Origin of the sequence: Paracoccus panacisoli (assembly GCF_042435015.1) — a bacterium.
Lineage (GTDB): Bacteria > Pseudomonadota > Alphaproteobacteria > Rhodobacterales > Rhodobacteraceae > Paracoccus > Paracoccus panacisoli.
The window spans coordinates 66,387-90,325 of sequence record NZ_JBHMQU010000059.1; the positions used below are offsets into that span (position 1 = coordinate 66,387).

General features: G+C 73.0%; 27 protein-coding genes. 15 read left to right on the forward strand and 12 right to left on the reverse strand.

Annotated features, from left to right (window positions below; translation table 11 throughout):
* Nucleotides 1-90: 90 nt before the first annotated feature.
* Genes ACFHYO_RS12295 through ACFHYO_RS12320 form a run of 6 tightly spaced genes read left to right on the forward strand, consistent with a single transcriptional unit; the run spans nucleotide 91 to nucleotide 4,795 of the window.
* Nucleotides 91-750: a thiamine phosphate synthase gene (locus tag ACFHYO_RS12295; protein ID WP_394320734.1), complete on the forward strand. Its 660-nt coding sequence runs from the start codon at nucleotides 91-93 to the stop codon at nucleotides 748-750.
* Nucleotides 747-1,715 carry a HesA/MoeB/ThiF family protein gene (locus tag ACFHYO_RS12300; protein ID WP_394320736.1) on the forward strand — a complete coding sequence of 323 codons (969 nt, stop codon included), beginning with the start codon at nucleotides 747-749 and terminating at the stop codon, nucleotides 1,713-1,715. Before ACFHYO_RS12295 ends, ACFHYO_RS12300 begins: the two co-directional genes overlap by 4 nt.
* Nucleotides 1,712-2,659 (forward strand): ABC transporter substrate-binding protein, encoded by a 948-nt coding sequence (locus ACFHYO_RS12305; protein WP_394320738.1) that lies wholly within the window; start codon nucleotides 1,712-1,714, stop codon nucleotides 2,657-2,659. Before ACFHYO_RS12300 ends, ACFHYO_RS12305 begins: the two co-directional genes overlap by 4 nt.
* Nucleotides 2,656-3,348 carry a thiaminase II gene (gene tenA, locus ACFHYO_RS12310; protein WP_394320740.1) on the forward strand — a complete coding sequence of 231 codons (693 nt, stop codon included), beginning with the start codon at nucleotides 2,656-2,658 and terminating at the stop codon, nucleotides 3,346-3,348. Before ACFHYO_RS12305 ends, tenA begins: the two co-directional genes overlap by 4 nt.
* A complete protein-coding gene (locus tag ACFHYO_RS12315) occupies nucleotides 3,345-4,070 on the forward strand; it encodes an ABC transporter ATP-binding protein (RefSeq protein WP_394320742.1) in 726 nt (241 codons plus the stop codon). Before tenA ends, ACFHYO_RS12315 begins: the two co-directional genes overlap by 4 nt.
* Nucleotides 4,067-4,795 (forward strand): ABC transporter permease, encoded by a 729-nt coding sequence (locus ACFHYO_RS12320; RefSeq protein WP_394320743.1) that lies wholly within the window; start codon nucleotides 4,067-4,069, stop codon nucleotides 4,793-4,795. The genes ACFHYO_RS12315 and ACFHYO_RS12320 overlap by 4 nt, the downstream gene beginning before the upstream one ends.
* Here ACFHYO_RS12320 and ACFHYO_RS12325 read toward each other — a convergent pair.
* The gene (locus tag ACFHYO_RS12325; RefSeq protein WP_394320745.1) at nucleotides 4,792-5,508 is read right to left on the reverse strand and encodes a CbiX/SirB N-terminal domain-containing protein; all 717 of its coding nucleotides are present in this window, start codon (nucleotides 5,506-5,508) and stop codon (nucleotides 4,792-4,794) included. The two genes, ACFHYO_RS12320 and ACFHYO_RS12325, sit on opposite strands and share 4 nt — an antisense overlap.
* On the reverse strand, nucleotides 5,505-6,086 hold the full coding sequence (locus ACFHYO_RS12330; protein WP_394320747.1) for a DUF4202 domain-containing protein: 582 nt from the start codon (nucleotides 6,084-6,086) through the stop codon (nucleotides 5,505-5,507). The genes ACFHYO_RS12325 and ACFHYO_RS12330 overlap by 4 nt, the downstream gene beginning before the upstream one ends.
* A 118-nt stretch (nucleotides 6,087-6,204) precedes the next feature.
* On the opposite strand from ACFHYO_RS12330, the gene ACFHYO_RS12335 reads away from it, so the two are divergent.
* A complete protein-coding gene (locus tag ACFHYO_RS12335) occupies nucleotides 6,205-6,825 on the forward strand; it encodes a gamma-glutamyl kinase (RefSeq protein ID WP_394320748.1) in 621 nt (206 codons plus the stop codon).
* On the opposite strand, the gene ACFHYO_RS12340 is transcribed toward ACFHYO_RS12335, so the two are convergent.
* Nucleotides 6,771-7,265 (reverse strand): type II toxin-antitoxin system RatA family toxin, encoded by a 495-nt coding sequence (locus ACFHYO_RS12340; protein WP_052174935.1) that lies wholly within the window; start codon nucleotides 7,263-7,265, stop codon nucleotides 6,771-6,773. The two genes, ACFHYO_RS12335 and ACFHYO_RS12340, sit on opposite strands and share 55 nt — an antisense overlap.
* Nucleotides 7,266-7,336: 71 nt before the next feature.
* Between ACFHYO_RS12340 and ACFHYO_RS12345 the strand changes: the two genes are divergently transcribed.
* Entirely contained in the window at nucleotides 7,337-7,513 is a 177-nt protein-coding gene (locus ACFHYO_RS12345; RefSeq protein ID WP_036735425.1) for a hypothetical protein, read from the forward strand.
* Between the two features lie 6 nt (nucleotides 7,514-7,519).
* Here the strand turns inward: ACFHYO_RS12345 and ACFHYO_RS12350 are convergent, their stop codons facing one another.
* The 6 genes from ACFHYO_RS12350 to ACFHYO_RS12375 all read right to left on the reverse strand — a co-directional run bounded on the left by ACFHYO_RS12350 (nucleotide 7,520) and on the right by ACFHYO_RS12375 (nucleotide 11,334).
* Nucleotides 7,520-8,197 (reverse strand): DUF1045 domain-containing protein, encoded by a 678-nt coding sequence (locus ACFHYO_RS12350; RefSeq protein ID WP_394320749.1) that lies wholly within the window; start codon nucleotides 8,195-8,197, stop codon nucleotides 7,520-7,522.
* A gap of 109 nt (nucleotides 8,198-8,306) precedes the next feature.
* The gene (locus ACFHYO_RS12355) at nucleotides 8,307-8,507 is read right to left on the reverse strand and encodes a CsbD family protein (protein WP_036702322.1); all 201 of its coding nucleotides are present in this window, start codon (nucleotides 8,505-8,507) and stop codon (nucleotides 8,307-8,309) included.
* A gap of 63 nt (nucleotides 8,508-8,570) precedes the next feature.
* Entirely contained in the window at nucleotides 8,571-9,521 is a 951-nt protein-coding gene (locus ACFHYO_RS12360; protein WP_394320751.1) for a 2-hydroxyacid dehydrogenase, read from the reverse strand.
* Complete coding sequence (locus tag ACFHYO_RS12365; RefSeq protein ID WP_168783445.1) at nucleotides 9,521-9,886, reverse strand: tRNA-binding protein; 366 nt, start codon at nucleotides 9,884-9,886, stop codon at nucleotides 9,521-9,523. The genes ACFHYO_RS12360 and ACFHYO_RS12365 overlap by 1 nt, the downstream gene beginning before the upstream one ends.
* Nucleotides 9,883-10,692, reverse strand: a complete 810-nt coding sequence (gene proC / locus ACFHYO_RS12370; RefSeq protein ID WP_394320753.1) for a pyrroline-5-carboxylate reductase — start codon at nucleotides 10,690-10,692, stop codon at nucleotides 9,883-9,885. Before proC ends, ACFHYO_RS12365 begins: the two co-directional genes overlap by 4 nt.
* Nucleotides 10,693-10,830: 138 nt before the next feature.
* The gene (locus ACFHYO_RS12375; protein WP_036735434.1) at nucleotides 10,831-11,334 is read right to left on the reverse strand and encodes a type III secretion system chaperone family protein; all 504 of its coding nucleotides are present in this window, start codon (nucleotides 11,332-11,334) and stop codon (nucleotides 10,831-10,833) included.
* A gap of 233 nt (nucleotides 11,335-11,567) precedes the next feature.
* Here ACFHYO_RS12375 and ACFHYO_RS12380 point away from each other — a divergent pair, with 233 nt between their 5' ends.
* The 4 genes from ACFHYO_RS12380 to ACFHYO_RS12395 all read left to right on the forward strand — a co-directional run bounded on the left by ACFHYO_RS12380 (nucleotide 11,568) and on the right by ACFHYO_RS12395 (nucleotide 15,988).
* On the forward strand, nucleotides 11,568-12,785 hold the full coding sequence (locus ACFHYO_RS12380; RefSeq protein ID WP_394320756.1) for a glutathionylspermidine synthase family protein: 1,218 nt from the start codon (nucleotides 11,568-11,570) through the stop codon (nucleotides 12,783-12,785).
* 5 nt (nucleotides 12,786-12,790) lie between these two features.
* Nucleotides 12,791-13,495 carry a DUF1190 domain-containing protein gene (locus tag ACFHYO_RS12385; protein WP_394320758.1) on the forward strand — a complete coding sequence of 235 codons (705 nt, stop codon included), beginning with the start codon at nucleotides 12,791-12,793 and terminating at the stop codon, nucleotides 13,493-13,495.
* A 628-nt stretch (nucleotides 13,496-14,123) separates the two neighbouring features.
* Complete coding sequence (eda, locus tag ACFHYO_RS12390) at nucleotides 14,124-14,765, forward strand: bifunctional 4-hydroxy-2-oxoglutarate aldolase/2-dehydro-3-deoxy-phosphogluconate aldolase (RefSeq protein WP_036711953.1); 642 nt, start codon at nucleotides 14,124-14,126, stop codon at nucleotides 14,763-14,765.
* Nucleotides 14,762-15,988, forward strand: a complete 1,227-nt coding sequence (locus tag ACFHYO_RS12395; RefSeq protein ID WP_394320760.1) for an MFS transporter — start codon at nucleotides 14,762-14,764, stop codon at nucleotides 15,986-15,988. Before eda ends, ACFHYO_RS12395 begins: the two co-directional genes overlap by 4 nt.
* Before the next feature lie 60 nt (nucleotides 15,989-16,048).
* Here ACFHYO_RS12395 and ACFHYO_RS12400 read toward each other — a convergent pair whose 3' ends face one another.
* Nucleotides 16,049-18,877 carry a bifunctional [glutamine synthetase] adenylyltransferase/[glutamine synthetase]-adenylyl-L-tyrosine phosphorylase gene (locus ACFHYO_RS12400; RefSeq protein ID WP_394320762.1) on the reverse strand — a complete coding sequence of 943 codons (2,829 nt, stop codon included), beginning with the start codon at nucleotides 18,875-18,877 and terminating at the stop codon, nucleotides 16,049-16,051.
* Between the two features lie 296 nt (nucleotides 18,878-19,173).
* Here ACFHYO_RS12400 and ACFHYO_RS12405 point away from each other — a divergent pair, with 296 nt between their 5' ends.
* The 3 genes from ACFHYO_RS12405 to ilvN all read left to right on the forward strand — a co-directional run bounded on the left by ACFHYO_RS12405 (nucleotide 19,174) and on the right by ilvN (nucleotide 22,587).
* Nucleotides 19,174-20,001 carry an arginyltransferase gene (locus ACFHYO_RS12405; RefSeq protein ID WP_036704543.1) on the forward strand — a complete coding sequence of 276 codons (828 nt, stop codon included), beginning with the start codon at nucleotides 19,174-19,176 and terminating at the stop codon, nucleotides 19,999-20,001.
* Nucleotides 20,002-20,252: 251 nt separating this feature from the next.
* Entirely contained in the window at nucleotides 20,253-22,016 is a 1,764-nt protein-coding gene (locus ACFHYO_RS12410) for an acetolactate synthase 3 large subunit (RefSeq protein WP_036704544.1), read from the forward strand.
* A gap of 10 nt (nucleotides 22,017-22,026) precedes the next feature.
* Entirely contained in the window at nucleotides 22,027-22,587 is a 561-nt protein-coding gene (ilvN, locus tag ACFHYO_RS12415; RefSeq protein ID WP_036704545.1) for an acetolactate synthase small subunit, read from the forward strand.
* 51 nt (nucleotides 22,588-22,638) lie between these two features.
* Here the strand turns inward: ilvN and ACFHYO_RS12420 are convergent, their stop codons facing one another.
* Nucleotides 22,639-22,920 (reverse strand): hypothetical protein, encoded by a 282-nt coding sequence (locus ACFHYO_RS12420; RefSeq protein ID WP_036704546.1) that lies wholly within the window; start codon nucleotides 22,918-22,920, stop codon nucleotides 22,639-22,641.
* Between the two features lie 325 nt (nucleotides 22,921-23,245).
* The gene (locus ACFHYO_RS12425; protein ID WP_394320765.1) at nucleotides 23,246-23,938 is read right to left on the reverse strand and encodes a M48 family metalloprotease; all 693 of its coding nucleotides are present in this window, start codon (nucleotides 23,936-23,938) and stop codon (nucleotides 23,246-23,248) included.
* Between the last annotated feature and the right edge of the window lies 1 nt (nucleotide 23,939).

Here is a 23,939-nt window from a genome sequence, read left to right on the forward strand (position 1 = left end):
CCTCTTTTGCCCTTTCTTTCCTGCGGAAATATCCCGCGGGGGTGCGGGGGCGCGAAGCCCCCGCTGCGGCGGCGACGAAAGGACCAGACCGTGACCCTGCCCCGGTTCTACCCGATCTTCGACAGCGCCGACTGGGTGGCGCGCGGGCTGGACAGCGGCGCGCGGCTGATCCAGCTGCGGATCAAGGACGCGGACGAGGCGGCGTTGCGCGCCGAGATCGCCCGCGCCCGCGACATGGCCCGCGCCAGGGGCGCGCTGCTGGTCGTCAATGATCACTGGCGCCTCGCCATCGACCTCGGCTGCGATTGGCTGCATCTGGGGCAAGAGGATCTGGACGACGCCGACCTGCCCGCGATCCGCCGCGCCGGGCTGCGGCTCGGCGTCTCGACCCATGACGAGGCCGAGCTGGACCGGGCGCTTTCCGCCCGGCCCGACTACGTCGCGCTGGGGCCGGTCTGGCCCACGATCCTCAAGGCGATGAAATGGGCGCCGCAGGGGCTCGCGCGGGTGACCGCGTGGAAGGCCCGCACGGGCGACGTGCCGCTGGTGGCGATCGGCGGGCTGACGCCCGAGCGCGGCCGCGCGGCGCTGGCGGCCGGGGCGGACGTGGTCTCGGCGGTGACCGACATCACGCTGAACCCCGACCCCGAGGCGCGGATGCGCGAATGGCTGAACGCGACCGGCGAGGGCGCGTCCGGCGCCGATGGGTATTCGGACCAGACAGACAGCGGAGGAGACGCCGGCCGATGAGCGACCGCCACGCCCGCCAGATCGTTTTGCCCGAGGTCGGCGCCGCCGGCCAGGCGCGCATCGCCCGTGCGCATGTGCTGATCGTCGGCGCAGGCGGGCTCGGCTCGCCCGCGATCATGGCGCTGGCCGGGGCCGGGATCGGGTCGATGACCATCCTCGACCCGGACGTGGTCGAGACCGGCAACCTGCACCGCCAGCCGATCCACGCTGGCCGCGTCGGCTGGGGCAAGGCGCAGTCCGCGGCGGCCTTTGTCGCCGCCCTCGACGATGCGGTCGGCGTCAACGCGCGGGCCGAGCGGCTGACCCCCGCCAATGCGCCGGCGCTGGTGGGCGAGGCGCAGGTGGTGCTCGACTGCGCCGACAGCTTCGCGGTGAGCTATATCCTCTCGGACGCCTGCGCGGCGGCGGGGGTGCCGCTGATCTCGGCCTCGGCGCTGGGGATGGGCGGCTATGTCGGCGGGTTCTGCGGCGAGGCGCCCTCGCTGCGCGCCGTGTTCCCCGACCTGCCCGAGCGGGCGGCGACCTGCGCCTCGGCCGGGGTGCTGGGGCCGGTGGTGGCGATGCTCGGCGCGGCGCAGGCGCAGATGGCGCTGGCGGTGATCCTCGGGCTCGCGCCCTCGCCGCTGGGGCAGCTCGTCACGCTGGGGCCGGGGCTGCGCTTCGGCGGGTTCCGCTTCGACGGCGCGCCGGAAGCGGCGGACCCGCTGCGCTTCATCGACGCGACTGACCTCGGGCCCGCGGATTTCGTCGTCGACCTGCGCGGACCGGACGAGGCGCCCGTCCCCGTCTCGCCCGACGCCCTGCGCGGCACGGCCGACGCGCCCCCCCTGCCGCCCGAGACCCACGCCGGCCGCACCGTCTATGCCTGCCGTTCGGGCCTCAGGGCCTGGCGCGCCGCCCGCGCCGCCGCCGCCCTGCGGCCCGGGCTGCCCATCGTCCTCATCGCAACCGGAGACCCTGGATGACCCTGACCCGCACCCTCGCCGCCGCCGCCTTCGCGCTGCTGGCCCAGCCGGCGCTGGCCGCCGACAAGATGACGCTGATGCTGGACTGGTTCATCAACCCCGACCACGCGCCGATCATCCTCGCCCAGGACAAGGGCTTTTTCGCCGACGCCGGGCTCGAGGTCGAGATCGTGGCCCCCGCCGACCCCGCCGACCCGCCCAAGCTGGTCGCCGCCGGCCGCGCCGATCTGGCGGTGAGCTATCAGCCGCAGCTGCACCTGCAGGTCCACGAGGGGCTGCCGCTGGTGCGCGTCGGCACGCTGGTCGGCACGCCGCTCAACTGCCTGATGGTGCGCGAGGACGGGCCCGTGAAGACGCTCGCCGACCTCAAGGGCCGCAAGATCGGCTATTCGGTCTCGGGCGTCGAGCAGGCGGTGGTCGCGGCGCTGCTCAAGACCGCGGGGCTGACGATGGACGACGTCGAGATGGTCAACGTGAACTGGTCGCTCACCCCGGCGCTGATGTCGGGGCAGGTGGACGCCACCATCGGCGCCTATCGCAACTTCGAGCTGACGCAGATGCGGATCGCGGGCGGCACCGGCAAGTGCTTCTTCGTCGAGGAGAACGGCCTGCCCGCCTATGACGAGCTGATCTTCGTCGCCAACCGCGACAAGCTGGACCGCGCGCGGGTGAACCGCTTCCTCGGCGCCGTCGAGCGGGCGACGCAGTTCATGCTGAACCACCCCGACGAGGCGCGCGAGGTCTTTGCCGCCCACGCCCCCGACCTCAAGGACGAGCTGAATACCAAAGCCTGGGACGACACCTTCGGCCGCTTCGCCATCTCGCCCGCGGCACTCGACCACGGCCGCTACGCCCGGTTCGAGGCGTTCCTGCACGAGGCGGGGCTCGTCCCCGAGGTGCTGCCGGTCGACCGGCTGGCCGTCGACCCGGGGGCCGCGGAATGAGCGCCCTGCCCGAGGCCCCGGCCTATGGCCGCGCCTTCGCGGCGTGGCGCGGGGCCTGCGCCGCGGACTGGCACGCCTATACCCACCACCCCTTCGTCGAGGGGATGCGCGACGGCACCCTGCCGCGGGCGGCGTTCCTGACCTATCTCGCGCAGGACTACCGCTTCCTGATCCATTTCAGCCGCGCCTGGGCGCTGGGGGTGGTCAAGGCCGGCACGCTCGAGGAGATGCGCGCCTGCTCGGCCACCGTCCACGCGCTGGTCGATGGCGAGATGGCGCTGCACGTCGGCATCTGTGCCGCGGCCGGGATCGACGCCGCCGCGCTCGAGGCGACGGTCGAGGCGCCCGAGAACCTCGCCTATACGCGCTACGTGCTCGAGGCGGGGTATTCGGGCGACTTCCTCGACCTGCTCGCGGCGCTTGCGCCCTGCGTGCTGGGCTATGGCGAGATCGGGCTGCGGCTCGCCGCGACGGCCGCGCCCGACACGCCCTATCGGCACTGGATCGAGACCTACGCCGGCGACGACTATCAGCAGACCTGCCGCGAGGTGGGGGCGCTGCTCGATGCCGCGCTGGCGCGGCGGCTGGGCGCGGCGCCCGAGGCGCTGCCGCGCTGGGGCGAACTCGCCGACCGTTTCGCCACCGCCACACGGCTCGAGGTGGCGTTCTGGGGGCTGGGCCGGGCATGATGACGGCGGCCGGAGCCTCCGGCGGGGATATTTCGGTCAAGAAGAAGTCTGACGCCCGCGTGTCGGGGGAGGTGCGGGGGCTGTTCGCGCCGCTGACGCTCGATCTGGCGCCGGGGCGGGTGACGTGCCTGCTGGGCGCCTCGGGGGTGGGCAAGTCCACGCTCTTGCGGCTGCTGGCCGGGCTGCCCACCGGCGTCGAGTTCCGGGGCACGGTCGAGACTGCGCCGGCGGCGCTGATGGGGCAGGATGCGGGGCTGTTCCCGTGGCTGACCCTGCGCGAGAACGTGGGCCTCGGGGCGCGGCTCAGGGGTGAGCGGGCGGACCCCGCCCGGATCGCGGCGCTGATCGCCGCCGTGGGGCTCGCGGGGTTCGAGGCGCGGCTGCCCGCCAACCTCTCGGGCGGGCAGCGGCAGCGTGTGGCGCTGGCCCGGACGCTGGCCGAGGACCGGCCGCTGGTGCTGCTCGACGAGCCGTTCTCGGCGCTGGACGCGCGGCTGCGGCTCGACATCGGGGCGATGGCGGTGCGGCTGCTCGCGGGCCGCACGGTGCTGATCGTGACCCACGACCCGGCCGAGGCGGCCCGGCTGGGCGACCGCATCCTCGTGCTGACGCCCGCCGGCCTGACCGGGCACCCCGCGCCCGAGGGGCCGGTGCCGCGCCCCCACGATGCGCCCGGGGTGCTGGCCGCGCAGGCGGCGCTGACCGACCGGCTGATCGCATGAGGGCGCTGGCGGGCATCGGGGTGGCGCTGCTGCTCTGGCAGGCGGCGGTCTGGCTGACCGGGCTGCCGCCCTATCTGCTGCCCGGCCCCGCGCGGGTCGCCGAGGCGCTGTGGGCCGGGCGCGCCGAGTTGTGGACCGCCGCCGGCTACACCGCCCGCGCGACGCTCGCGGGGCTCGCGCTCGGCACCGCGATCGGGGTCGCGGTGGCGCTGGCGATGGCGGCGTGGCGGCCGGTGGGGCGGGCGCTCTCGCCGGTGCTGATCGTGAGCCAGGTGATCCCGGTCTTCGCGCTGGCCCCGATCCTGACCCTGTGGCTCGGCTTCGGGCTGGCCCCCAAGGTCGCCATTGTGGTGCTGATCGTGTTCGTCCCGGTGGCGCAGGCGCTCTATGACGGGCTGATGGCGCCGCCCGCCGCGCAGATGGACGTGGCCCGCGTGATGGGCGCCGGTCGCTTCGCGATGCTGCGCCACCTGCGGCTGCCGGCGGCGCTGCCGCGGCTCGCCTCGGGGCTGCGGCTGGGGGCGATCTACGCGCCGGTGGGCGCGGTGATCGGCGAGTGGGTGGGCGGCGCCCGCGGGCTCGGGGCGCTGATGATCCAGGCCAACGGGCGGATGAAGACCGACCTGATGTTCGCCGCGCTGATCGTGGTCGTGGCGCTGTCGCTGGTGCTTTACACCGTGATCGACCGCGGGTTGGCGCGGGCGCTGGCGCGGCGCGGGTTCTAGGCCCGTCCCAGCGCCGCGGCGATGAGCGCGGGGATCGCGTCGGTCGTGCCGATGGCGGCGGTCAGCGGGCCGCGGTCGCCCCATTCGGCGGGGATGTCGTCGGTGGTGTGGCTGCCGTTGGTGGCGAAGAACGGCAGGCAGACCGCCGGGCCGTCCGGCGCCACGTCGGCGAGATGCGGCGGCTCTTCCAGAAACACCGTCAGCACCTGCGCGAAGCCGGACGGCAGCGCCGCGGCAAAGGCGCGGGTGGCGTCGGCCGAGGCGCTCGACTTGGACGAGCCGTGGCCGACCACGACCAGCGTGGTCTCGGCCGGGTCCAGCCCGGCCGCCGCGGCGGCCGCGCGGGCGAGGTCGGCGCCGAGCGCCGGCAGCGCCGGGTCGAAGCCGAGCGGCGGCAGGACGGCGTAGCCCTCGACCCCCGCCGCGGTCAGGCGGCGCGGCATCTCGGAATTGACGAACCAGCCGCCGGCCATGAACAGCGGATAGATCGCCCGCACCCCCCTGAGCGCCGCGAGGCTGCGCGGGCAGGCGAGCGTCGCGCCCGCGACCGGGGCGCCGAGCCGTTCCGTCACCCGCGCGGCCAGCGCCTCGAGCTCGGGTTGCAGCACACCCGGGTTGCCGGGCTGGCCGTGGGCCACCACCGCGAACTCAGGGTCGGTCACCGCGGGCGCGTCGCAGGTGCAGCCGGCGCAGCGGGGCGGCAGCGCGGTCATGCCGCGTCCTCGCGGAAGGCTGCCGCGAAGGCCTCGGGCATCGGGAACTCGGCCAGCGCACGTTCGCGGGCCGCGGGGGACATCTTGCGGGCGGTCTTCTGGACGATCCGCAGCAGCTGGTCGGGGTCCTGCGTGGTGGCGAAATCGCCGAGGTAATGGCGGATGAAGGTGAAGCAGGCCACGTCCTCGAGCGCCTGCACCTCGGCGTCGCGCTTGATCCCCTCTTTCCGCAGCATCCGCCCGGCGGCCTCGACCTCGGGCTCGGGGTAGCCCGCGTCGCGCATCAGCCCCATGACCCGCTCGGCATGGCGGCGGCCCTGCTCGCGCCGCCAGGTCAGATAGCCCTCGCGCCCCTCGGGATAGTCCTGCCGCGGCAGCGTCCAGCGCTCGATGTGCTGGCCGCGGCAGGCGATGGCGAGCGGGTCGGACGCCTCGGGGTAGAGCAGCGCCTGCTCGGCGGTCATCCGCTGGCCGTAGAGCAGCTCGACCGGGGCGCCGTCCTCAAGCCGCGGGTCGGCGGCGTTGGCGGCGTCGATGGCGGCGAAGACCGCGGCGCGGCGGGGGGAGGGCGAGGTCATGGGCAGGTCCGGGTTGGGGTCGTCAGGCCCAAGGGATGCCACGGGCCCGGCCCGGGGTCCACCGCCCTGCCGCGCCCTGCCCTTGCCAACGCGCGTGCCGGCGCGGATACCCTGCGCCATGCTCGGTTTCGTCGCCCCCCGCCTGGTCCTGCTGTCGGTCCCCAAGACCGGCACCACGGCGCTCGAGGAGGCGCTGGCCCCCCATGCCCAGCTCGCGCTGCGCGGGCGGGCCGAGATCAAGCACCTGACGCTGGCGCAGTATCACGCCCGGATCGCGCCGATCCTGCGGGCCATTCCCGGCCCGCCCTTCCGCACCGTCGCGGTGATCCGCGAGCCGCAGTCGTGGCTCGACAGCTGGTATCGTTACCGCACCCGGCCGCAGCTTGCGGGGCGGCCGCGCTCGACCGCCGGGATCGGGTTCGACCAGTTCGTCGAGGAATACCTCGCCCCCGAGCCGCGCCCGGCCCGCGCGGCGCTCGGGCGGCAGTCGGGGTTCCTCGACCCCGGCAAGGGCGCGGGGGTGGACCTGCTCTTCCGCTACGAGGCGCTCGACGCGCTGGTGACGTTCCTTGAGGGGGCGCTGAAGACCCGGCTTGTCCTGCCGCGGCGCAATGTCTCGCCCCCCGGAGACACGGCGCTGCCGCCGGCGCTCGCCGCCCGGCTGCGGGCGGAACTGTCCGAGGATTACGCGCTGTGGGACGGCGCGCTGGTCGCGCCGCCAGCCCCGCCAGCCCCGTAAAGCGCCCGGGCCCGGTCCTCGAAGGCGCGGACGATGCGCGACATCGCCTCGCCGAAGACGACGCCGATCACCCGGCGCAGGATGGCGTTGCGGAACTCGAAATCGACGAAGAACCGCACCTCGCAGCCGCCCTCGGGGCGGTCGGTGAACTGCCAGCCGGAATGCAGGTGGCTGAACGGGCCGTCGAGATAGCGCGTGTCGATGCGCTTTTCGGCCGGAAACAGCGTGACCCGGCTGCCGAAGCGTTCGCGGAACACCTTGAAGCTGATGACGAGGTCGGCCTCGATGACCTCGGACCCGTCCGGCCCGGGGCTGCGCGAGCGGATGCGGGCGGCGCTGTTCCACGGCAGGAACTGCGGATAGCTTTCCACATCGGCCACGAGGTCATACATCTGCTGCGCCGACCACGGCAGGATTCGGGTTTCGGCGTGTTGCGGCACGGGCAGTCCTTCGCAGTCCGTCACGGGCGACGGCGGGGGCTGTCTAGCAGACCAGAAAGGCGGACGACAACATGATGTGGCTGCTCAGGGCGGTTCAGTGGGTCCGCAACCCGCCTTCGGGCGCGCAGGTGCGGGTGGTGGTGGCGATCGTGGCGGCAGTGATCCTGCTCGGCACGGTCGAGTGGATGGGCTGGTGGCCCGAGTGGGCCACGCTCGACGCCCGCAGCCACCGGATGCTGCGCCCCTGAGGCGGCTCAGCCGCCCAGCGGCACGCGGCGGATCAGGTGGAAGCGGCCCTCGGCGTCCTCGCCCATCAGCGCCAGCGCGGTCAGCGGATGCGGGTCGGGCAGCAGCGGGGCGAGGCAGGGCGCGAGGGTGTGCATCACCCGGGCGGCGGCCTCGGGCGACAGCGGACCGGTCAGCGTCATGTGATGGCGGAAACGGTCGAGCACCTGCGGATAGCCCCAGCGGTCGAGATATTCGCGCCCGGTCGCGTCCAGACTGGCCGGGTCGCGGCGGGCGATCTCGGCCGGCGAGAGGGGGGCGCGGAAGCGGTCGAGGTCGGTCACGACGCGCGCGGCGAGCGCCGTCAGCGCGGGGGGCTGCGGGTCGGGGATCAGCGCCACGAAGCGCGCCTCCCCCTCGCCCAGCGCGGCCAGCGTCAGGCGCGGCAGCGCGACGGGGCCGAGGGTGGCGCAGAGGGCGGCGAAGGCCTCGGCGAGCGCCGCCGGGGTGGTACCGTCGGCGAGGCGGAACGGTGCCTTGATCGTGGCGTGGAACCCGTAGCGGCGGGGGACAGCTGTAACCGCATCGCCTCCCGCGGGGGGCAGCGGGGCGCCCGCGATGGCATCCCAGCCGAGCCACGCCGCCCCGAACCGCGCCAACGGGTCAGGGCCGAGGTCGTAGATGGCGTAGCGTCGAAACTCCTGCATCAGCCTCCCCTCGCCGGCAGCCGATGGTCACTCCGTGTGAGCACATCCATCGTCAGCATAGGAAAAGGGGCGCCCCGCAGGACGCCCCCTCATGTCGATCTCCGGGCGATCAGCCGTGGCGACGGAAGAAGTCGTTCATCTTCTCGTCAACCTCGGTCTTGGTCCAGCCATACTTCTCCTGAAGCTTGCCGGCCATCTTGTCGCGGTTGCCCTCGATCTGGGTGATCTCGTCATCGGTGAGGTCGCCCCACTGCTCCTTCACCGAGCCTTTGAGCTGGTCCCACTTGCCCTGGATGATGTCCCAGTTCATGTCGCACACTCCATGTTGATGCGTCTGGGCTAACAACGTCGCGGGAGGAGGTTGGTTCCCGCCTCACGCCACCCGGTCGCGCGGAACGGCGCCGTCCCGCACGGCTGTCAGATTGGCCAGCGCGCGCAGCGCCATGTCGGTGCGGACGGCCTCGGCGGCGGTGCCGAGATGGGGCAGCAGCACCACGTCCTCGCGCCGGGTGAGCGCCGCGGGCACCTCGGGCTCGCGCTCATAGACGTCGAGCCCGGCGCCGCCTATCCGCCCCGCCTCGAGCGCCGCGATCAGCGCCGCTTCGTCCACCACGTCGCCGCGGGCGATGTTGATCAGGATCGCGCCGGGGCGCATCGCGGCCAGTTCGGGGGCGCCGATCAGGTGGTGGGTGGCCGCCCCGCCCGGCACGGCCGGCACGACGATGTCGGCGGCGCCCAGCAGCTCGGCCAGCGGCACCTGCCGCGCGGGGAAGGGCAGGCCCTCGACGGTCGAGCGGTTGTGAAACAGCACCTCCATCCCGAAGCCCGCGTGGCAGCGCCGGGCGATTGCCTGGCCGATGCGGCCCATGCCGACGATGCCGACGGTGCGCCCGGTGACGTGCATCCCCAGCATCTGCGTCGGGTGCCAGCCGGTCCAGCGGCCGGCGCGGACCAGCCGCTCGCCCTCGCCCGCGCGGCGCGCGGTCATCAGGATCAGCGTGAGGGCGAGGTCGGCGGTCGCCTCGGTCACCACGCCGGGGGTGTTGGTGACGATGACGCCGGCGGCGCGCGCGGCGTCCACGTCGATGTGGTTGTAGCCGGCGCCGAAGTTCGCCAGCACCCGGGCCCGCGGCGGGGCGGCGGCAAAGGCCGCGGCGGTGAAGCGGTCGCCCAGCGTCGGCATGATCGCGTCTTGGGCAGAGAGCGCCGCGGCGGCCTCGGCCTCGGTCAGCGGCACGGTCGAGTCGCGGAAGGTGGCGTCGAAGGCCTCGGCGATGGCGGCCTCGGCCGCGGGGGTCATGCGGCGGGTGACGAGCAGGCGCATCAGAACATCCGCCCGCCGTTCGGGACCGGCTGGCCGGGGCCGATCAGCACCACCTCGCCCTCGGCGTCGGGCAGGCCGAGGACCAGCACCTCGGACAGGAACTTGCCGATCTGCCGGGGCGGGAAGTTGACCACCCCCAGCACCTGCCGCCCGACCAGCCCGGCGGGGTCGTAGTGGCGGGTGATCTGGGCCGAGCTGCGCCGCTCGCCCACGCCTGGGCCGAAGTCCACCCACAGCTTGATCGCGGGCTTGCGGGCCTCGGGGAAGGGCTCGGCGCGCAGGATCGTCCCGACGCGGATGTCCACGCGGGCGAAATCCTCCCACGCGATCGGGGCGGCGGGGCCGGCGTCGGGCGCGCCGCTCATGCGCCGAGCTCGCGGCCGCGGGCGGCAGCGGCGGCAGTGGTGCGCCGCATCAGCGGCGGCAGGCCGTCGGCCGCGTCCATCAGATGCGCGAGGCCCGCGGCGGTGGTGCCGCCGGGCGAGGTCACCGCCTCGCGCAGCCGCGCCGGGTCCTCGTCCTCGGCCACGGCGAGCGCCCCAGCCCCGGCGACGGTCGCGCGGGCGAGTTCCAGCGCCAGCGCCGGCGGCAGCCCCTCGGCCGCACCGGCGGCGGCGAGCGCCTCGATCAGGTGGAAGACATAGGCGGGACCGGAGCCCGAGACGGCGGTGACGGCATCCATCTGCGCCTCGTCGTCCAGCCGCACGACCCGGCCCACGGCCGCCATCAGCGTCTCGGCCAGCGCCATCTCGGCCGCCCCGGCGCGGGCGTTGCCGACGATGGCGCTGATCCCCTGGCCGATGGCGGCAGGGGTGTTCGGCATGGCGCGCACGATGGCGGCGTCGGGGAAGGCCCGCTCATAGGCGGCCAGCGTCACGCCCGCGGCGACCGAGAGCACCAGCGTGTCCCCCTGCCCCGCCGCCGCGCGCTCGCTCAGCACCCCGCCCATCATCTGCGGCTTGACGGCCAGCACCAGCACCGCGGGGTCGTCGGGCAGCGGCCCCTCGGTCGCCACGCCGCGCTCGGCCAGCCACGCGGGCGCGTTCGGGTCGATCACCCGCACCGCCTCGGGCGCCAGCCCGCGCGCGAGCCAGCCCTTGAGCAGCGCGCCGCCCATCCGGCCGCAGCCGACGAGCACCAGCCCCCTGTCGTTGAGTTCCGCCAGTTCCATCCGCGCCCCCATCCTGTTGTGCCGGCAGGGAAGCGGATCGCGCCTTGGGTGTCCAGAGGCCGGGGGGCGGTTCATCGTGCAAGGAGAAACGCTTGGCACCCAAGCGCCCGGCGTTTACGCGCCGAGTCAGCCCCGCGCTCAGGCCCGGCCGTAGGCCTCGGCCAGCGCCACCTCCATCGCCGCCTGCGGCGTGGCGTCGCCCCAGCAGGCGAGCTGGAAGGCCGGGTAGAACCGCTCGCAGCCGTCCAGCGCGCTGCGGATCATGTGGTCGATCTGCTCGGGCGAGGCGACCATCTCGCCCGCCAGCACCAGCCCGTAGCGCCAGACCATCAGCCGCTGCGGCGCCCAGAAGGTGAAGCCGCCGTCCCACACCGCGTCGTTGGCGAGGTTCAGCACCTCGTAGAGCGCCCCGAGCCGCGCCTCGGGCGGGTCCATGTCGAAGCTGCAGACGAGGCGCAGCACCTCCTCGCGCGGGGACCAGGCGAGCGTCAGCGAATAGCTGCGCCACTGGCCCTCGACCGTCAGGGCGATCTGGTCGTCGGCCATGCGGTCGAAGTCCCACGCATGATGGGTGGCGACCGTCTCGGCGATGTCGATCGGGTGGATCTCCTCGCTGTGGATATACGTCTCCAGCTGCGCCATCTGCCTGTCCCTTGCCTCAGGTGGCGGGGTTTATCCCCAGCCCTTGGTTGCTGGCACCATACCGGGCGGTCTGGGGCCGGACTGCTACAAGATGTTGGTCAGGCCGAATCGCAGGATTTGTAAAGTGAATTCTGCATGACGGGCGCCCGCGCAGGCCCCGGTTTCGCCCGGCGGCGGTTGCATCGGCGGCCCGCGCTTGCCACATCCTTGGGCACGAGCAGTCAGGATGGCCAATGCAGCGCGTGACACTTCCCGAACGGCCCGGCTGGCGCGACCGCGCGGCCGAGCTGGGCTTCACCTTCGCGGACATGGGCGGCGAGCCCTACTGGGACGAGACGTCGGCCTATCGCCTGACCCTGCGCCAGGTCGAGGATGACATCGAGGACCCCGCCACCGCGCTGCACGCCATGTGCCGCGAGGCGGTGGCCCACGCCGTCACCTCGGAGGAGTGGCTCACCCGGCTCGCCATCCCGCGCCCGCACTGGGATTTCGTCGAGCGGTCCTGGGCGAACGGCGAGCCCGAGCTCTACGGCCGCTTCGACCTCGCCTATGACGGTCGGGGGCCGGCGAAGCTGCTGGAATACAACGCCGACACGCCGACCTCGCTTTACGAGAGCGCGTCGTTCCAGTGGCTCTGGTTCGAGGAGAGCCGCGACGCCGGCGTGCTCGCCCCGCAGAGCGACCAGTTCAACCGCATCCACGAGGCGCTGGTCGAACGCTGGGCCGAGATCTGCGCCCCGGGCGAGGACGTCCATTTCGCCGCCGACCGCGACAACCCCGAGGATTATGCGACCGTCGAGGCGCTGGCCTGGGCCGCGCGCGAGGCGGGGCTGGCGGCGCATTTCACCGCGCTGACCGGCATCGGCATCACCGACGAGGGGCAGCTTGCGGACGAGGACGACCGGGTGATCGGCACGCTCTTCAAGCTCTACCCGTGGGAGGACATGCTGCGCGACGACTTCGCCGCGCATCTGCAGCCTTCGCAGACCCGCTTCATCGAGCCGCCGTGGAAGGCGGTGCTGTCGAACAAGGCGCTGCTGCCGCTGCTCTGGCACCTGTTCCCCGGCCACCCGAACCTGCTGCCCGCGTTCATGGCCGAGGATGTCGAGGCCGCGCGGCGCGGCGCGCCCACCCCCTTCGCCGCCGCCATCGCCGAGGCCGAGCCGCAGCTGGCGCGCGGCTTCGTGTCCAAGCCGATCTTCTCGCGCGAGGGGTCCGGCGTTGTCATCACCGAGGCCGGGCGCGAGACCGGCCGCGCCCCCGACGACGCCTATTCGCACCACCCGCAGGTCGTGCAGGCGCTCGCGCCGCTGCCGGTCTTCGACGGGTTCCACCCGGTGCTCGGCGCGTGGATCGTGGGCGAGAGCTGCGCCGGCCTCGGCATCCGCGAGGACCGCGACCGGATCACTCACAACCTCTCGCGCTTCAAGCCGCACTTCATTCAAGGATGACGCCCATGCAAGTTCCGCCGTCCGCCCGCCCCTCGCCTGCCCCTGTCCCTACCGCGGACGCCACGCCGCGCCGGTCCAAGCGCTCGCGCCACGTGGCGCTCGTGCTCGCCGGGACGGCGGTGATGGCGCTGGCCGCCTGCGAGGATGACAAGGTGGATGCGCAGGCCTTCCCCGACGTGGAAAGCTGCATCGCCGCGGCCGAGCGTGACGGGCTGTGGTTCACCGCCGACGACTGCCGCACCCAGTTCGCCGCCGCCCAGAAGAAGCTCATCGAGACCGCGCCCCGCTACGAGTCGCGCGAGCTCTGCGAGCAGGAGCACGGCGCCGGCGCCTGCGGCCCTGACCCTGCGGCCGGCGGCCAGGCCGCGGGGGGCGAGGCGGCGGCCCAGCAGCAGCAGGGCGGCGGGTTCAGCTTCATACCGCTGCTGGTGGGCTACATGATGGGCTCGATGCTCAGCCGCGGCGGCGGGGTGTTCAGCCAGCCGATGGTGCGCACGCCGGGCGGGTTCTCGACCCCCTCGGGCAACCAGACCTTCGCCAGCAACAGCGGCGCGGGCAAGGTGCCGGCGACGACCTTCAACCGCGCGCCCTCGACGATCGGGAAGGCGCCGATGACCCGCGCGCAGGTCGCCCAGCGTGGCGGCTTCGGCGCCGCCGCCACGGCACGCACCCCGACCGGCGGCACGAGCACCCGCAGCGTCGGGGGCTGAGCGGGGGCCGCAGGGGGGCGCCCAGCGCGGCGGCTTCGGTGTCGCCGCCATTGCGCGGACCTCAACCGGCGGCACCGGCACTAGTAGCGTCGGGGCCTGAGCACAGGCCTCGGCCGCGGATCGGGAAGGCATCGGCCCGCTCACCCTGTCGGGCTTGGGGCGTCATGCCCCACGCTGGCATCGTGCCGCTCACCCCGGGGGGCTCGGGACGTCATATTCGAGGCTTTGAGCCTGATCCCCAATGCTCCGCTCGGCTCACCCACCCAAGGCGTTAGGCCATGCCCCCGGCGAGCTTCTGGCTCGTCAGCACGGCGGGCCGCCGCCCATCCGCCTGGCGGACCGCGGGGCCACACCCCCGTGGCCGTCAAGCCCGATGTCCGGCGGACCTCCGACCGCCCAGCCGGCGATCTTAAGAGCACGCACCCCTGCGGTCCTCGGGCCGCGCCCCCTGGTCTGCCTTTCGCGCACCCCGGCACGTGACCCCCAGCCCCGACCCCGCCCAAACCCTCACCGCCCCCCACACCCGTCCCGCGCCCGCACCACCCCCCCCCGGGTCTTGCACCCGCCGCGCCCGCGGCGCAGGGTCGCGGCGGCCCCCAAAGCGGGCTGCCTGTCGGAGAGCTGACCCATGACCCCGGACCGCCAGTCCGCCCGGATGCGCGAGATCTGCGCGCTCGCCCCCGTCGTCCCGGTTATCGTGATCCACGATGCCGCCCATGCCGCCCCGCTGGCGCGGGCGCTGGTCGCGGGCGGGCTGCCGGTGCTCGAGGTGACGCTGCGCACGCCGGCGGCGCTCGACGCGATCCGGGCCATGGCGCAGGTCGAGGGGGCGGTGGTCGGCGCGGGCACGGTGCTCAGCCCCGACGACATCCACCGCGCCCGCAGCGCCGGGGCGACCTTCGCCGTCTCGCCGGGGCTGACCGACACGCTGATCGCGCCCTGCGAAAGCTGCGCGCTGCCGCTGCTGCCGGGCGCAGCCACCGCCTCGGAAGCGATGCAAGCGCTCGAGGCGGGCTACCACATGCTCAAGTTCTTTCCCGCCGGTCCGGCGGGCGGGCCGGCCTATCTCAAGGCACTGGGCGGGCCACTGCCCGGCATCGCCTTCTGCCCGACGGGCGGGGTCTCGGCCGAGAATGCCCGCGACTATCTGTCGCTGCCGAACGTCGTCTGCGTCGGCGGCAGCTGGGTCGCGCCCGAGGCGATGATGCGGGCCGGCGACTGGGCCGGGATCGAGGCGCTGGCGCGGGCCGCGGCGGGGCTGGCGCGGTGACGGCCGAGGTCGCGGACACCCCCGCCAACCGCAGCCGCGCCTGGCGCAACGTCTGGGTGCTGATGGGCGCGCAGGCGCTGGTCGGGGCGCAGATGTCGATGGTGTTCATCACCGCCGGGCTGGCCGGCGCCATGATCGCGCCGAACCGCTGCCTCGCCACGCTGCCGGTGTCGATGGTGATGCTCGGCTCGGCGCTGTCGGCGCGGCCGCTGTCGGGCTTCATGGCCCGGCACGGGCGGCGCGCGGGCTTCACCATCGCCTGCACGATCGCCGCCGTGGGCGCGGCCATCGCGTTTGCCGGGCTCGAGACGGGGAGTTTCGTCGTCTTCACCCTCGGCTGCACGCTGATCGGCGTCTATATGTCGGCGCAGGGGTTCTATCGCTTCGCCGCCGCCGACGTGGCGCCCGCGGCGCTGCAACCGCGGATGATCTCGCTGGTGCAGGCCGGCGGCCTCGCCTCGGCGCTGATCGGGCCGCAGCTCGCCAAGGCCACCGCCGAGATGGGCGGCATCCCCTTCGCCATGACCTTCGCGGCCATCGTGGCGCTGAACATGGTCGGGCCGCTGATCTTCGCGCTGCTGCGCATCCCGGTCCTGCCCCGCCACGCGACGCAGGCCGCAGGCGGGCGCAGCCTCGGTGAGATGCTGCGCACGCCCGAGATCGCCGTGGCGATGATCTGCGCCATGGTCTCCTATGCGCTGATGAACCTGGTGATGACCTCGACTCCGCTGGCGATGGTCGGCTGCGGCTATCAGACGGCGGATGCGGCCAACGTCGTCTCGGTCCACATCGTCGCCATGTTCGCGCCGGCCTTCTTCACCGGGCATCTCATCACCCGCTTCGGGGCGCGGACCATCGTCGCGGTCGGGCTGCTGATCCTCGCCGCCGCCGGTGCGGTGGCGCTGACGGGGGTCGAGATCGACCGCTTCTACCTCGCGCTGGCGCTGCTGGGGCTTGGCTGGAACTTCGGCTTCATCGGCGCGACGGCGATGCTGACCGCGGCCCATACCCCGGCCGAGCGCGGGCGCATCCAGGGCGTCAACGACGCGGTGGTGTTCGGGGGCGTATTCCTCGCCTCGCTGTCGTCGGGCGGGCTGATGGGCTGCGCCGGCGGGACCGCCCAGGCCGGCTGGTCGGCCGTCAACATGGCGATGCTGCCGTTCCTCATCCTCGCCGGCGGGGCGCTGATCTGGCTGACGCTGCGCCCGCGCGAGACGCGGTGACGCCGGACCGGGGCGCTGCCCCGGACCCCGGGGTAGGTGCGAGACGCGGGGCGGGGGCGCTCAGCCCGTCGCGGCGTCGATGATGGCGCCCGCGGCCTCGATCGTCGCGTCAAGACGGGTGGCGAGCGCCTCGAGGCTGTCGGTGCCGGTCTCGCGCAGCAGGAACTCCTGCCCGCCGCGGCCGATCTGGTCCATGTCGAGCGGCCGGTCGGTGAGCAGCCGCCCCCCGGACTGAAGCGCCCAGAGGAACCGGCGCGCATCGCCGAGCGTGCGGGCGTCCGCGGCCGAGACGAGGCCCGCGCGCTGGCCCGCGCGCAGCTGGCCCACCGCGCCGCGGGCCGGGGCGGCGGTCCTGAGCGCGAGCGACTGGGCGAAGAGCTCGATGTCCTGCAGCCGGCCGCGGCCGACCTTCGCCTCCCACCGGCCGTCGGGCTGCTTGGCGGCAAAGACGCGCCGGCGCATGTCGGCAAGGTCTGGCACCACCGCGTCGCGGGTGCCGCGCGCGGCCAGCACCTCGACCCGCAGCGCCTCGAGCCGGGCCGCGAGCGCCGGGGCCGTGCCGGGCGGCAGCGCGCCGGGGATCACCCCCACCACACGGGCGCGGGTGAGCGCCAGATGCTCCCACGTCCACGCCTCGTCCATCTGGTAGGCGCGGAACGACTCGATCGAGGTGGCGACCGGCCCCTGCCGCCCCGAGGGGCGCAGCCGCATGTCGACCTCGTAAAGCCGCCCCGCCGCGGTCGGCGCCGAGAGCGCGGTCAGCAGCGCCTGGGTCAGGCGGGCGTAATAGGGCCGGGTGGCGAGCGACCGGGGCCCCTCGCTGCCCTCGGCCCCGGCGGGGTCGTAGATCACGATCAGGTCGAGGTCCGAGGCCGCGTTGAGCTGGCGCGCCCCGAGCGAGCCCATCCCCAGCACCGCCGCGCCGTGGCCCGGCGCCGGGCCGTGGCGGCGGGCGAACTCGGCCGCGACGACCGGGGCGAGCGAGGCCACGGCCGCATCGGCGATGTCGGCGTAGTGCTGGCCGGCCTCCTCGGCCTCGATCAGCCCGCGCAGGTGGTGGACGCCGACCCGGAACTGCCACTCATGCGCCCAGCGGCGGGCGGCGTCGAGCGCCCGCTCATACCCCCCCTGCGGGGCGGCGAGGGTCTGGTCGAGCAGCACGGCCAGCGCCTCGCGCAGCGCCTCGGCCCCCGGCCAGGGGGCGAAGAAGCTGCCGGCGAGGACCGCGTCCAGCACCTCGGGGTGGCGCGCGAGATGCGCGGCCAGCGCCGGCGAGGTGGCGCAGATGTCGCCCAGCAGGTCGATCAGCGAAGGGTTCGAATCGAACATCGAGAAGATCTGAACCCCGGCCGGCAACCCCTTGAGGAAGCGGTCGAACCTGTCGAGCGCCTCGCCCGGGTGGCCGGCCCGGAACAGCGCGGTCAGGATGCGCGGCTCGATGCGCGAGAAGATCTGCTGGGCGCGGGCCGAGCGCAGCGCCGGGTAGGATCGCCACCCCTCGACTACCTCGGAATGCGGGCCGGTCAGCTCGGGGCGCGGCTCGGACGCAGTGCCGCTGCCGGGGGTGAAGAAATCGCCGGTGAGGGTCTCGACCCGCGCCAGCCGCACCTCGAGCCGGTCGGACCAGGCGTCGAGGTCGGTCTCGGCGTCGAGATGGACGACCGGGGCCAGCCCCTCGCGGGTCGCGGGCAGGGTGTGGGTCTGGGCGTCGTTCACCATCTGGATGCGGTGCTCGATCCGCCGGTGCCGGGCGTAGTGGTCGGTCAGCTCGGCCGCGACCTCGGCCGGGATCCAGCCCTTGGCGGCCAGCGCCGCCAGCGCGTCCACGGTCCGGCGCGGGCGCAGGTCGGGGTCGCGGCCGCCGGCGATGAGCTGGCGGGTCTGGGCGAAGAACTCGATCTCGCGGATGCCGCCGCGGCCGAGCTTCATGTTCTGGCCCAAGGCCCGGATCTCGCCGTGCAGGCCCTTGTGGTCGCGGATGCGGCGGCGCATCTCGTGGGTGTCCTCGACGGTGGCGAAGTCGAGGTGACGACGCCAGACGAAGGGCCTGAGCGCGGTCAGGAACCGCTCGCCCGCGGCGAGGTCGCCGGCGCAGGGGCGGGCCTTGATGTAGGCCGCGCGTTCCCAGCTTCGCCCCTCGGCCTCGTAGTAGCTGAGCGCCGCCGAGGCCGAGATGCAGACCGGGGTCACCGAGGCGTCGGGCCGCAGTCGCAGGTCGGTGCGGAAGACATAACCATGCGCGGTCGGGTCCGAGAGCGTCGCCGCCGCCTTGCGGGTGGCGCGGATGAGGCTGGCGCGGACCTCGTGCTGGTCCTCGGGCGCATAGGCGGCGTCGTCGTAAAGCACGATCAGGTCGATGTCGGACGAATAGTTCAGCTCGCGCGCGCCCATCTTGCCCATCGCCAGCGCGAAGATGCCGCCCGCGACCGGCACCGCGCCGTCGCGGGGCTTCGGCAGCTTGCCGCGCCGGGCCTCGTCGGCGACATGGGCGGCGAGCGCGAGGTCGGTCGCCCGGTCGGCGAGGTCGGTCAGCGCCCCGGTCACCGCGTCGAGATCCCAGACCCCGCCGAGATCGGCGAGCGCCGCGAACAGCGCGACCCGCCGCTTGGCCTGCCTGAGCGCCGGGCCGAGGTCGGCGGCGCTCAACGCCTCCATCCCCGCCGTCTCGGCTGTCACCAGCGCCGCCGGGGCGGGGTCGGCGCCGAGAGTCGCGGCGAGCCACGCGGCCTCGCGCTCGATCAGGCCCGAGAGATAGGGCGAGGCCCCCGCCGCGCCGGTCACCAGCGCGCCGAGCGGCGGGGCGAGGCCGGGCAGCAGCGCCGCGGCCCTTGCGCCGCGGGCGGGGTCGGTCGGATGGGGCGTGCGGGTGATGCGGGCGGCGAAATCCATGCGCGCGACCCTAAGCGCCCGCGGCCTGCCGTCAACGGGATGAAAGCGGCGCAGGCGGGCGCCCGAGGGGGCATTCCAGCGCGACGTCCCGGGGCGCGTCCGCGGTCGCTGCGCAATTCCCCGCTTGGCCTGCGATATTTCTGTTGCTAGGGTTCGCCAAGACGCCGATCGCAGGGCCCAGTATTGCCTCGCGCCCTACCCGCTCCGACAGCCCGAACCCGACGCCGCATGAACTGCCAGAACGTCGCCCCGCATGGTCCGTCGCCGGTTCCGGCCACCTGTCAGCCGGTGCGCTGATGCGTCACAGCCTGCCCTCGGCGCCGCAGTTCTACGTCACCGCCCCGCAACCCTGCCCCTATCTGCATGGCCGGGCCGAGCGGAAGCTGTTCACTGCCCTGACCGGCGACCGCGCGCGCGAGCTGAACAACGCGCTGTCGCGGCAGGGCTTCCGCCGCTCGCAGAACGTGGTCTATCGGCCGAGCTGCGAAAGCTGCGTGGCCTGCATGTCGGCGCGCATCCGGGTGCGCGACTTCACCCCCTCGCGCAGCCAGCGCCGGGTGCTGCGGCGCAATGCCACGCTGCGGCGCGCCGCCACCAGCGCCTGGGCCACCGACGAGCAGTTCGAGCTGTTCCGCCGCTATCTCGACCACCGCCATGCCGACGGCGGCATGGCCGACATGGACATCTTCGAGTTCGCCGCGATGATCGAGGAAACCCCGGTCCGCACCCGCGTCTTCGAGTATCGCGCCCCGCCCCCGCCGGGTGCGGCGCCGCGCGACGGCGACCTCGCGGCGGTGTGCCTGACCGACGTGCTCGATGACGGGCTGAGCCTCGTCTACAGCTTCTACGACCCGGCGCGCTCGTCCGACAGCCTCGGCGCGTGGATGATCCTCGACCATGTGGCGATGGCGCGCGAAGCGGGGCTGCCCTACGTCTACCTCGGCTACTGGGTGCCGGGCAGCCGCAAGATGGCCTACAAGGCCGGGTTCGACGCGCTCGAGATCTACAAGGGCGGGGTCTGGCAGGACATCGGCCACCCCGGCGACCATGAGGGCGAGACGCACCCGCTGGCCATCGACCCGATCGTCGAGCAGGTCGCGCGCATCCACCTGCCGAGCGACTGACGCGGCCCCCCTCTTCTTTCTTGCCGAAATATCCTCCCGGGGTCCGGGGGTGGAAAACCCCCGGTCCGCCCGTGCCACCCGCGCGCTGCGTGAAAATGGCGCGCTGCGAAATAATATTGCGCGGCGACCGGGTGCGCGCGTCATTTTCCGCGCCGAGTCGCATTGACCCTCCCTGTCCGCGCCTCTAGTTTGCGGCGGCGCAGCAGGGGCCTTGCCGCTCTGCCGCAAATCCCTTGGTTGGAGTGCAGGATATGTCCCGAAGCATGACGGGTGCGAGAATGGTGGTCGAGGCGCTGAGGGATCAGGGCGTCGATACCGTATTCGGCTATCCCGGCGGCGCGGTCCTGCCGATCTACGACGAGATCTTCCAGCAGAACGACATCCAGCACATCCTCGTGCGCCACGAACAGGGCGCCGTGCACATGGCCGAGGGCTACGCCCGCTCGACCGGCAAGCCGGGGGTGGTGCTGGTGACCTCGGGTCCGGGCGCGACCAACGCCGTCACCGGCCTGACCGATGCGCTGCTCGATTCCATCCCGCTGGTGGTGCTGTCGGGCCAGGTGCCGACCTTCATGATCGGCACCGACGGGTTCCAGGAGGCCGACACCGTCGGCATCACCCGCCCCTGCACCAAGCACAACTGGCTGGTGAAAGAGACCGACGCGCTGGCCGAGACGATCCACAAGGCCTTCCACGTCGCCACCTCGGGCCGCCCCGGCCCGGTGCTGGTCGACATCCCCAAGGACGTGCAGTTCGCCGAAGGCCGCTACGTCGGGCCGAAGCAGGTCGAGGTGCCGCGCTACGCCCCGCCGCGCAAGGGCGACACCGCCGCGATCACCCGGCTGGTCGAGCTGATCGAGCGCGCCGAGCGCCCGGTCTTCTACACCGGCGGCGGCGTCATCAACTCGGGCGCGGCGGCGAGCCAGCTTCTGACCGAGCTGGTGGACGCGACCGGCTTCCCCTGCACCTCGACGCTGATGGGGCTGGGCGCCTATCCGGCCTCGGGCAAGTCGTGGCTCGGGATGCTCGGGATGCACGGGCTTTACGAGGCCAACATGGCCATGCACGACTGCGACCTGATGATCTGCGTCGGCGCCCGCTTCGACGACCGCATCACCGGCCGGGTGGCGGATTTCAGCCCCGGCTCGGTCAAGGCGCAGATCGACATCGACCCCTCGTCGATCAACAAGGTGATCCGCGTGGACGTGCCGATCGTCGGCGACGTGGGCCACGTGCTCGAGGATCTGTTGAAGATCTGGAAGTCGCGCGGCCGCAAGACCAACCCCGCCGTCCAGCAGTGGTGGGCGCAGATCGAGCAGTGGCGGGCGAAGAACTGCCTCGGCTACCGGCCCTCGGACAGCGTCATCAAGCCGCAGCACGCGATGGAGCGGCTGGAGGCGCTGACCGCCGGACACGACCGCTACATCACCACCGAGGTCGGCCAGCACCAGATGTGGGCCGCGCAATACCTGCATTTCGAGGGGCCGAACCGCTGGATGACCTCGGGCGGACTGGGGACGATGGGCTACGGCCTGCCGGCCTCGATCGGGGTGCAGGTCGCGCACCCCGAGGCGCTGGTCATCAACGTGGCGGGCGACGCCTCGTGGCTGATGAACATGCAGGAGATGGGGACCGCGGTGCAGTTCCGCGCCCCCGTCAAGCAGTTCATCCTGAACAACGAGCGGCTGGGCATGGTGCGCCAGTGGCAGCAGCTTCTGCATGGCGAGCGCTACAGCCAGTCGTGGTCGGAAAGCCTGCCCGATTTCGTCAAGCTGGCCGAGGCCTTCGGCTGCAAGGGCCGGCAGGTCAGCGACCCGGCGGAACTCGACGACGCGATCCGCGAGATGATCGCCTATGACGGGCCGTTCATCCTCGACGTGCTGGTCGAAAAGCACGAGAACTGCTTCCCGATGATCCCGTCGGGCAAGCCGCACAACGAGATGCTGCTGGGCGACATGGAGGCGGCCGAGGACATCGGCACCGCCATCCAGTCCGACGGCGCGGTTCTGGTCTGAGGGGGCGATCATGTCGGCATTGAAGATCGAGCGCGGCGCATCCAGCCATTCTGCCTATGACCTGCGCGACTATCACGCGGCGGGCGAGGAGCGGCACACGCTCGCGGTGGTGGTGGACAACGAAAGCGGCGTCCTCGCCCGCGTCATCGGGCTCTTCTCGGGGCGCGGCTACAACATCGACAGCCTGACCGTGGCCGAGGTGGACCACACCGGCCACCGCTCGCGGATCACGCTGGTCACCCGCGGCACCCCCGCGGTGATCGAGCAGATCAAGGCACAGCTCGGCCGGATCATCCCGGTTCACGAGGTCCACGACCTGACCGTCGAGGGCGCCTCGGTCGAGCGCGAGCTGGGGCTCTTCAAGGTCGCGGGCACCGGCGAGAAGCGGGTCGAGGCACTCAGGATCGGCGACATCTTCCGCGCCAACGTGGTCGATTCGACGCTCGAGAGCTTCGTCTTCGAGATCACCGGCACGTCGGAGAAGCTCGACGCCTTTGCCGAGCTGATGCGCCCGCTCGGACTGGCCGAGGTCGCCCGCACCGGCATCGCGGCGCTGGCGCGCGGGCGCTAAGTCACACCGACAGGCTGCTTTCCGGCCCTCCGGGCCGGTCGAGCAGTGCGGTCAGCCGACCGCGGCGAGCATGGGACGCCCCCTCGCGGGACGGGTCCGGGCCGTGAGACGTTCGGCGAGCCGCGTTTCTCCGCCCAGCATCCGCAGCGTCAGGATGCGGCGCAATTCGCCGTCGCAGGCCGTCGTGACCTCGACCGTTGCGCCCTGGTGGGGCCAGGGACCCGCGAGATCAAGCGCCGCCGGACCGGCCAGATAGGCCAGCGCCCCGTGGTCCTCGCACCACACTACGGCCTGTCGACGACACGCCGAGCTCCACAGCACGATACCGAACAAAGCCTTATCCTTTCGCTGACGCGAGAAAATCTCTGAAATCCAATCTGGACGCGAAAACCGACAAACCGGTCGCAGAAAAAGCTGACGTCCCGGGACAGGGTGACCTTACGTCAACCCGTCACGACTAGAGGAACGGTTCCATCACGGTTCTGTCAACAATGATCTGCGCGACTTACCGCCACGCGGTAGAAATTGTCGCAGAATGTGGTCACGCGGGCATCCACGCGGCGAAATTGACTGCCGCGAGGGCCACGGGGTTGCACAAAAATGAAGCGCCATGGGCCGCCGAACGGCGGGCCCGGAGCAGCCGACGGCGATCAACCGCTCAGCGCGCCGCGCCCGAGGCGACGTCCGCCACCGCCTGCGCGACCCGCGCCTGGCGCTGCGCCCGCGAGGGGTGCGAGCCGAGGATCTTGTCGCCGGGATCGGGGATCCGGGCGAAGAACTGCGCCCCGCGGACCGGGTCATAGCCCGCATTCAAGGCCACGATGGCGCCGAGATAGTCGGCCTCGAGCTCCCACTCCTTAGAGTAGTAGCGGGCGCCGAACTGCGCCCCCATCTGCTGGGCGGCGCGGATCGAGGCCGGGTCGGCGCCCGAGGCGGCGGCGATGCCCGACAGGATCACCGCGCCCGCCGTGGCGGCGCCGCTTTTCTGGTCGATGTGGTTGAGGATGTGGTGCGACGCCTCGTGGCCCACCACGAACGCCAGCTCGTCGGTGTTCCTTGTCGCGGCGATCAGCGACAGGGTGAAGCCGATCACCGGGCGGCCGTTGCGGTCGAGGGTCTGGAAGGCATTCGGCTCCATCCCCGGACGGTCGTCCACGACGAACTGGAAGTCGCAGTTGATCGGCGCCCGGCGGCGCTGGACGCACTCGCGCTCGACCGCGGGCTCCATCGCGCGGATGACGCTGACGAAGGCCATGGCCGCGCCGCGCGCGGTGGGCGGCGTGTCGGTGCGGGCCGGCGCGGGGGCGGTGACGGGGGTGGGGGCCGGGGTCGGGGCCGGGCCGGGCGGCAGC